Origin of the sequence: Streptomyces sp. 8K308, assembly GCF_004348315.1 — a bacterium.
GTDB lineage: Bacteria > Actinomycetota > Actinomycetes > Streptomycetales > Streptomycetaceae > Streptomyces.
Genome location: NZ_SMKC01000336.1, coordinates 1 through 7,534, shown reverse-complemented (window position 1 = coordinate 7,534; position 7,534 = coordinate 1). Strand labels below are relative to the sequence as shown.

The 7,534-nt window shown below is 75.0% G+C and carries 4 protein-coding genes; 2 read left to right on the top strand and 2 right to left on the bottom strand.

The genetic code is table 11. From position 1 onward, the window contains the following. Positions 1 to 211 (top strand): hypothetical protein (locus tag E1265_RS38285; protein WP_207931271.1); only part of this gene is annotated, 211 nt, incomplete at its 5' end. Between the two features lie 97 nt (positions 212 to 308). Continuing rightward, on the top strand, positions 309 to 1,397 hold the full coding sequence (locus tag E1265_RS30305) for a ThiF family adenylyltransferase (protein ID WP_132934176.1): 1,089 nt from the start codon (positions 309 to 311) through the stop codon (positions 1,395 to 1,397). Positions 1,398 to 1,516: 119 nt separating this feature from the next. Here E1265_RS30305 and E1265_RS30300 read toward each other — a convergent pair whose 3' ends face one another. Together E1265_RS30300 and E1265_RS30295 are read right to left on the bottom strand one after the other, a co-directional pair. Further along, positions 1,517 to 4,459: a BTAD domain-containing putative transcriptional regulator gene (locus tag E1265_RS30300; protein ID WP_243741218.1), complete on the bottom strand. Its 2,943-nt coding sequence runs from the start codon at positions 4,457 to 4,459 to the stop codon at positions 1,517 to 1,519. A gap of 112 nt (positions 4,460 to 4,571) precedes the next feature. Beyond that, entirely contained in the window at positions 4,572 to 7,340 is a 2,769-nt protein-coding gene (locus E1265_RS30295; RefSeq protein ID WP_207931270.1) for a BTAD domain-containing putative transcriptional regulator, read from the bottom strand. Positions 7,341 to 7,534 lie beyond the last annotated feature (194 nt).

The following is a 7,534-nucleotide window of genomic DNA, read 5'->3' as shown; positions in this document are numbered from 1 at the left end:
GTGGGTGGGGGAGAACCCGAACGGAGGCGAATCAGCGGCGCGTCAGCCCCGTATCAGCGCCGCCTCGCAGGCTATGCCACAGCGGTTCTCACCCCCGGCTCACGCCGGGCGGGAAACCCGGGCCGTTTCCCTTCACGAAGGAGGCAGTGCGATGGAGATCAAGGTCAAGAGGGTCGAGGCCGTCAAGGCCACGCAGAACCCGGCCACCTGAGCCACTGACCTCGTCAACTGACGGCCTACGTTGGGGAGGGCGGGCGCCTGGCCGTGGCGCTCGTCCTCCCTGCGGCCTTTCCGCCAGAGAGGGAGCGATGCGCGTCGGCCTGAAGGAATGCGTGTGGGAGACGGTGGAGGACGACATCGTCGTGGTCGTCGACGCCAGCGAGGCGATCACGCTGAGCGACCCGGAGGGGCAGGTCGCCGCGCTGCTCGGGGAGTTGAGTCGAGGGCCGCGCACCCCGGCCGAGTTGAGCGCCGCGCTCGGCAGACGCGGCTTCGCCGTGAGCGAGTCCGAGGTGACCGAGGGCCTGACCGGCCTGGACGTCCTTGGCCTGGTGGAGGACGCCGACGGCCGCTGGACGGGCGACGCGGCCGTCGACGCGCGGCACTTCTCGAACCTCTCCTTCTTCGGCGCCTACGCCGGACTCGACCGGCCGCGCGCCGATTTCGTGCGGCGGCTGCGGGCCGCCCACGTGCTGGTGCTCGGGGTCGGCGGCGGCGGTTCGACGCTGGTGCAGTGCCTGGCCGGCCTCGGTGTCGGCCGGCTCACCCTGGTGGACCGGGATCAGGTCGAGTCGAAGAACTTCGCTCGCCAGTTCCTCTATCGGCATCGCGACATCGGCCGGTCCAAGCCCGAGCGCGCCGCCGAGTGGGTGCGGGAGTACGACCCGACGATCGAGGTGCGGGCCGTGGAGCGTTGGATCAGGAGCGCCGCGGACCTCGCCGACCTGACCGAGGGCGTGGACCTGATCGCCGGCGGCGTCGACGGGCACCCGGACGCCGGGCTGTGGGTGAACGAGGCGGCGGCGCGCGCCGGCGTCCCGTTCGTGGTCGGAGGCGGCACCCCGTCCCAGATCATGTACCAGTCGGTGATCCCGGGTCGCACGCCCTGCCTGGCCTGCGACGCCGCCGACCGCCCGAGCGCGGACAGTTCGGCCGGCACCGCCCTGCGGCTCGCCGAGCGGCTCGAGCTGAGCAACCCGCTCACCGGCCCGATGGCCACGCTGATCGGCTCGCTGGTCGCCTTCGAGGCCAAGCGCTACCTGACCGGCTTCGAGCTGCCCCGGGCCGCCGGCGGTCGGATCGTCCTCGACCTGCGCGAGGGGCTGGTTCCCGAGTGGCAGCCGTTCACCCGGGAGCCGGACTGCTCCGTGTGCGCGCTCGCGGGGGGCCGGGCGTGACGACGACGGTGCGGCTGCGGGCGCTGAGCGTGGTGCCCTGGGTTATTGACTCGCAGCGTTGTTGACGCGGCTTGTGGGTGGCTGGCCGCCGAGTGCGGCGTGGCAGTCGGCGTGCCGGTTCACCGGCCGGCGGCCGACGCCCGCCGGGTGGCGGCCGTGCCGCCCGACCCTTCCTCGGCGTCGAGCCTGGCGAGCGAGGCGCGGACCTCGTCCGCGTCGCCCGGCGCCAGGTCCTCGAGCAGGGTGAGGGCCCGCCGCAGCGTCTCCCGGCCCTCGGCCAGCCGGCCGGTCGACAGCTGCGCCGCGCCGAGCCGCCCCAGGGTGCGGCCGGCGAGCGCCGGCTCCCAGTCGCCGCGCCGGCCGAGCGAGCGCTGGTAGTGGTCCACGGCCTGCTGGTGGTGGCCGAGCCGGTGGTGGATGTACCCCAGGCTGTCCAGCGTGGCCGACTCGCCCGGGCCGTCCCCGAGTTCGCGGTGGATGGCCAGCGCCGCCTGGCAGATGTCCAGCGCCTCCCGGTACTTGCCCAACTGGGCCTGGAACCACCCGACGTTGTTCATCGCGCGGCCCTCGCCGCCGCGGTGCTCCGCCCGCCGGTAGAGGGCGAGGGCCTGCTCGTTGTGGTGGATCCCGGCCGCGTAGTCGCCGTCCCGTTCGCTCAGCAGCGATCGGTAGATGTGGGTCACGGCCTGCCCGACCGGGTCGTCGGCCGCGCCGAACAGCCGGTGGGCGGCCTCCAGACGCTCCTCGCAGCCGTCCTCCTCGCCGAGCCTGATCAGCGCCTGAACCAGGCCGATCTCGGCGTGCGCGACCGCCCGCGGGTCGCCGAGCCGGCGCGCCGCGTCGAGCGCGATCCTGTGCATCGCGGCCTGCGCCTGCGAGTAGCCGTGCTGGGAGAGGAAGCCCCGGCTGGCGCAGGCGAGTTGCCAGGCGTGGGTGTCGAAGCCGGCGCGTGCCGCCTGCCGGATGGCGATCAGCAGCGACTGGTGCTCGTTCAGGAACCAGCGGACCGCGGGTCCGGTGGTGGTGAGCGGCGGCACGGTCACCCCGGGTCTCGGCGACGGGAGTTCGATGGGCACCCGGTGGTAGGGGTCGAGCTGCTGGTCCCCCAGGTTGGCGCTGTGCAGGTAGTAGTCGAGGAGCCGGTGGAGCGCCGCCCGCCGCTCGTCGGCGTCGTCCAGCTCGTGCGTCAACTCCGCGGCGTAGGCCCACAGCAGGTCGTGGCAGCCGTAGCGGCCGGGCGACCGCTCCCACGCCAGGTGGGCCCTGGCCAGCTCGGACAGCGACTGGTGGGCGGCGCGCGGCGCGATGCCGGCCAGGCTGGCGGCGCCCGCGACCGAGATGTCCGGGCTCTCGGTGAGCCCGAGGAGCCGGAAGAGTCGGGCCGCGCCCTCGCTCAACGCCTGGTAGGACCAGGAGAACACGGTGCGCACGCTGGCGCCCGAGTCGCCGCCGTCGAAGATGTCGAGCGCGCCGGGCGAGCCCGCGTCCTCCCAGGCGCCGGCGCCCGAGCCGTCGCCCGGCCCCGAGGTGAGCGCGTCGAGCGGAAGCCCGGGCCGCGCGCCCGCCCTGGCCGCCACGATCGCCAACGCCAGGGGCAGCCCGGCGCAGCGGGCCACGAGGTCGTCGACGGCGTCCGCCTCGGCCGATACCCTGGCCTGGCCGAGGCGCCGCACCAGCAGCTCGCGGGCGTCGGCGTCGGCCAGCAGCCCGAGCGGCAGGGTGCGCGCCCCCTCGGCCGCCGCCAGGCCGGTGAGCTCGACGCGGCTGGTCACCAGCACCACGCAGCCGGAAGAGTTGGGGAGCAGCGGCCGTACCTGGTCGGAGTCGAGCGCGTTGTCCAGCAGGACCAGCATCCGGCGGTCGGCGAGGAGGCTGCGGTAGAGCCCGACCTGGGCGTCGACGGAGGCCGGGATCCGCTGTGGCGCCACGTCGAGCGCGTCGAGGAAGAGCCGCACCGCCTCGGCCGGCGGCCTGGCCAGCTGGGTGGGGCCGAAGCCGAGCAGGTTCACGTAGAGCTGGCCGTCGGGGAAGTGGTCGCGCGACCGGTGCGCCCAGCGCACCGCGAGGGCGGTCTTGCCGACGCCGCCGGTGCCGGCGATCACGCCGACCGGCGTGCCGACCGCCCGGCCGGCCGCCGCTTCCGGCGGCGGCAGCAGGGCGTCGAGCGCGGCCAGTTCGGCCTCCCGGCCGATGAAGGTCTCGGTGTCCGGCGGGAGTTGGCGCGGCACCCGGGGCACGGACCTGGCGGCAGTCGGGGCCTGGGCGACCCGGGGCGTGGCGGCCGGCCAGGGAGCCTCGCGGTCGGCGAGGATCGCCTGGTGCAGGCGTTGCAGCTCCTCGCCCGGCTCGATGCCGAGCTCGTCGGCGAACCTGCGGCGCACCCGCCGGAACACCTCCAACGCCTCGGCCCGCTGCCCGGCGCGGTGCAGGGCCACCATCAGCAGGCTCGCCAGCCGCTCCCGCAGCGGGTGTTCGGGCAGCAGCGGGGCGAGCTCGGCGGCCACCGCCGCGTCCCGGCCGAGCGCCAGGTCGGCCACCGCCAGCGTCTCCACGGCGGCCAGCCGCTCCTCCTCGAGGCCCGGCGCGACGGCCTCCGGCAGCCAGGCGCCCGCGACGTCCACCAGCGGCGGCCCGCCGCGCCACAGCGCGAGCGCGGCGCGCAGCGACTCGGCGGCGTCGGCGGCCTGGACGCCGGTGCCGCGTGCCTGGCGCACCTGGTGGCGGAAGCGGTGCAGGTCGATCGACTGGGCCTCGACCCGCAGCGTGTAGCCGCGCACCGAGGTGGCCAACTCGACCTGCGGGAACTGCCCGAGCAGCCGCCGCAGCCGGGAGACGGTGCCTTGCAGCGAGTTCCGCGCGGTGGCCGGCGGCGTCGCCCCCCACAGCGCCGTCACCAGCCGGTCGACGGCCACCACCCGGCCCGGATCGAGCAGCAGCGTGGCCAGCACCGTGCGCTGCTGCGCGGTGGCCGGCCCGAGCCGCTGGCCGTGACACCACACCCCCACGGGCCCCAGGAGCCGAAACTCCACGCCGTTCCCGATGCCGTCCCCGCTGCCGTTCACGATTTCCCCTTCGCGCCGCGGCCGGTGCCGATGGCGAGCAATCTAACTCGCGAAAGCGCCCTGGAGCAGGGGTGATTCACGAGGTCACGGCGGCAGCGAGGCCGTTGTTCTTTCAACCGTCGGCGACGTCCTGCGGCTGGCGCTCGCCGGTGAGCTCCGCGATCCTGGCCCTGACCGGCGCCGCCTCGCCGGGTGCCATCTCGTCGAGCAGCGCCAGCGCACGCCGCAGGGTGGCGAGGCCGGCCGCGCGCCGGCCGGCGGCCAACTGCGCCTCGCCGAGCCGGCTCAGGGTGAGCGCGGCCGGCACCCGCCGCGCGTGGCGCCGCCACCGCAACGCCTGCTCGTAGTAGTCGATGGCCTGCTCGTGCCGGCCCATCAGGTGGTGGATGTAGCCCAGGCTGTCGAGCGCCGCGGCCTCCCCGGCCAGGTTGCCTTGCTCACGCTGGATGTCGAGCGCCTCCTCGCAACATCGCAGCGCCATCTCGTAGGACCCCAACTGGGCATGGCACCAGCCGATGTTGTTCATGCTGCGCGCCTCGCCCGAGCGGTGACCGGCCTGCCGGTAGAGCAGCAGCGCCCGCTCGTTGTGGTGCAGCCCGGTCGCGTAGTCGCCGTCCCGGTCCTGGAGCATGCTCAGGTAGATGTGGCTGACCGCCTGCCCGATCAGGTTGCCTGTCTCGGCGAACAGCGCGAGCGCCGAACCCAGATGGGCGTCCGCCTCCTCGTCCGAGCCGAGGCGCGTCAACGCCTGCCCGAGCCCCAGGTGCGCGTGCGCCAGCGCGTTGGCGTCGCCGGCGCGGCCCGCCGCCGTCAGCGCGATGCGGTGGCTGGCCGCCTGGTCCTCCAGGAGCCCCTGCTGGGTGAGGTAACCCCGCAGCACGCTCGCCAACTGCCAGGCGTGCGCGTCGAAACCGAGCAGCTGCGCCTGCCGGGTCGCGGCCAGCAGCAGCGGGTACTCGCGGCCGAACCAGGCACGTGCCTGCGCCTCGTCGGTGATCCGCGCCGGGGTGACGCCGGGCCGGGGCGGGGCGGGCACCAGCGGGATCCGGTGGTGCTCGTCCAGGTACTCGGCGCCGGTGACCGCGCTGGTCAGGTAGTGGTCGAACAGTCGGTGCCTGGCCTCCTGCCGCTCCACCCCGGAGTCCTGCGCCTCGGTCAACTCCCGCGCGTACACCCACAGCAGGTCGTGCCAGCCGTAACGCCCCGGCGACCGCTCGACCGTGAGGTGGGCCCGACTCAGCTCCGCCAGCAGCCGGTTGGCCTGCCGCACCGGCACCCCGGCGAGGCTGGCGGCGCCGGCCACCGATATCTCCGGGCCGCGCAGCAGCCCGAGGAGCCGGAAGAGCCGCGCGGCTTCGCGGCTGAGCGCCCGGTACGACCAGGAGAAGACGGTGCGCACGTTGGTGGCCGGATCACCGCCGTCGAACACGTCGAGCCCGGACACCGCCCCGTCGAGCCCGCCGATCAGCGCCTCGAGACCGAAGCCGGGGCGTGCCTGGGCGCGGGCCGCGACGATCGAGAGCGCCAGCGGTAGGCCGGCGCACCGCGAGACCACGTCGCCCACCACGCCCTCGTCGGCCGCCACCTGCCGCGCGGCGAGCCGGCGCAGCAGCAACTCCCGGGACTGGGCCGCGGAGAGCACGTCGAGCGGCAGCGTCCGCGCGCCCTCGGCCGCCACCAGGGCCGTCGGCTCCACCCGGCTGGTGACCAGCACCAGGCAGCCGGGCGCCCCCGGCAGCAGCGGCCGCACCTGTTCGGAGTCGGCCGCGTTGTCCAGCAGGATCAGCATCCGCCGGCCGGTCATCAGGCTGCGGTAGAGGCCCACCTGGGCCTCCACGGACACCGGTATCCGCTGCGGCGGCACGCCGAGCGCGTCGAGGAACAGCCGCACCGTCTCGGCCGGCGGCCTGGCCAACTGGGTCGGACCGAAGCCCAGCAGGTCCACGTAGAACTGCCCGTCGGGGAACCGCTTGCGCGCCTGGTACGCCCAGTGCACGGCCAGCGCTGTCTTGCCCACGCCACCGGCACCGGTGATCACGCACACCGCGGCCCGCCCCGAAGGACGCGGTCCGGACGCCGGGAACATGCCGTCCAGGGCGGCGAGTTCCGCCTCGCGGCCGGTGAACGCCTCGGTGTCCGGCGGGAGCTGGTGCGGGATCGGCAGCGGCTCCGGCACCGTGGCCTGGCCGACGAGGCCGGCCCTGAGGTCGCCGCCGACCAGTTCGAGCGGCAGCTCGCGACCGCCGATGATCGCCTCGTACATCCGCCGCAGCTGGCCGCCGGGCTCGATGCCCAGGTCCTCGGCGAACCGCTCCCTGGCCCTTCGGTAGACGGCCAACGCGTCGGCCCGCGCGCCGCTGCGCTGCAACGCCGCCATCAGCAGGGCCAACAGCCGCTCCCGCAGCGGGTGTTGAGCGACGAGGGTGCGCAGCTCCGAGGCCACCTCCTGATGCCGCCCCAACAACAGTTCGAACTCGGCTCGCTTCTCGACCGCGGAAAGGCGCTCCTCGTCGAGCCCAGGCGCCACCTCCTCCGGCAGCCACCGCCCCGCGACGTCCGCCAGCGCCGGGCCGTGCCACAGCGCCAACGCCGACCGCAACAGCGCCGCCGCGCGCTCCGGATCCCGATCCCCGGCCGACGCCCGACGCACCAACTCCCGGAACCGGTAAAGATCCACCTGCCGCCGGTGGACCGAAAGGCAGAAGCCGTCCCGCGCGTCCGTCACCTCGGGACCGCCGAGCGGCACCACCATCCGCCGCAGCCGCGCCACGTGCCCCCGCACCGTCTCGGCCGCCCCCTGCGGCCGCGCCTCCCCCCACAGGGCGTGCACCAGCCGCCGCTCCGGCACGGTGCGCCCGGCGTCCAGTAACAGGGCCGCCAACACCGTCCGTTGCGGCCCTGTGGCGGGACCGAGCCGGCGCCCGGCGTGCCAGACACCGACAGGTCCCAAGAGCCGGAACTGCACCCCGTCCACGATCGCTCCAGCGGTAAGCGCGGGCCAGTTGTTGTCGAGACTCGCCAGCCTAGCGGCCTGACGGCCGCAGGGAGCCGCACGCCCGGCGGCGCAGCCGCCGC

What these genes read in the sequence shown, in the direction of transcription:
- E1265_RS30305 (WP_132934176.1), top strand. Translation starts at nt 309, where the DNA reads ATGCGCGTCGGCCTGAAGGAATGCGTGTGGGAGACGGTGGAGGACGAC.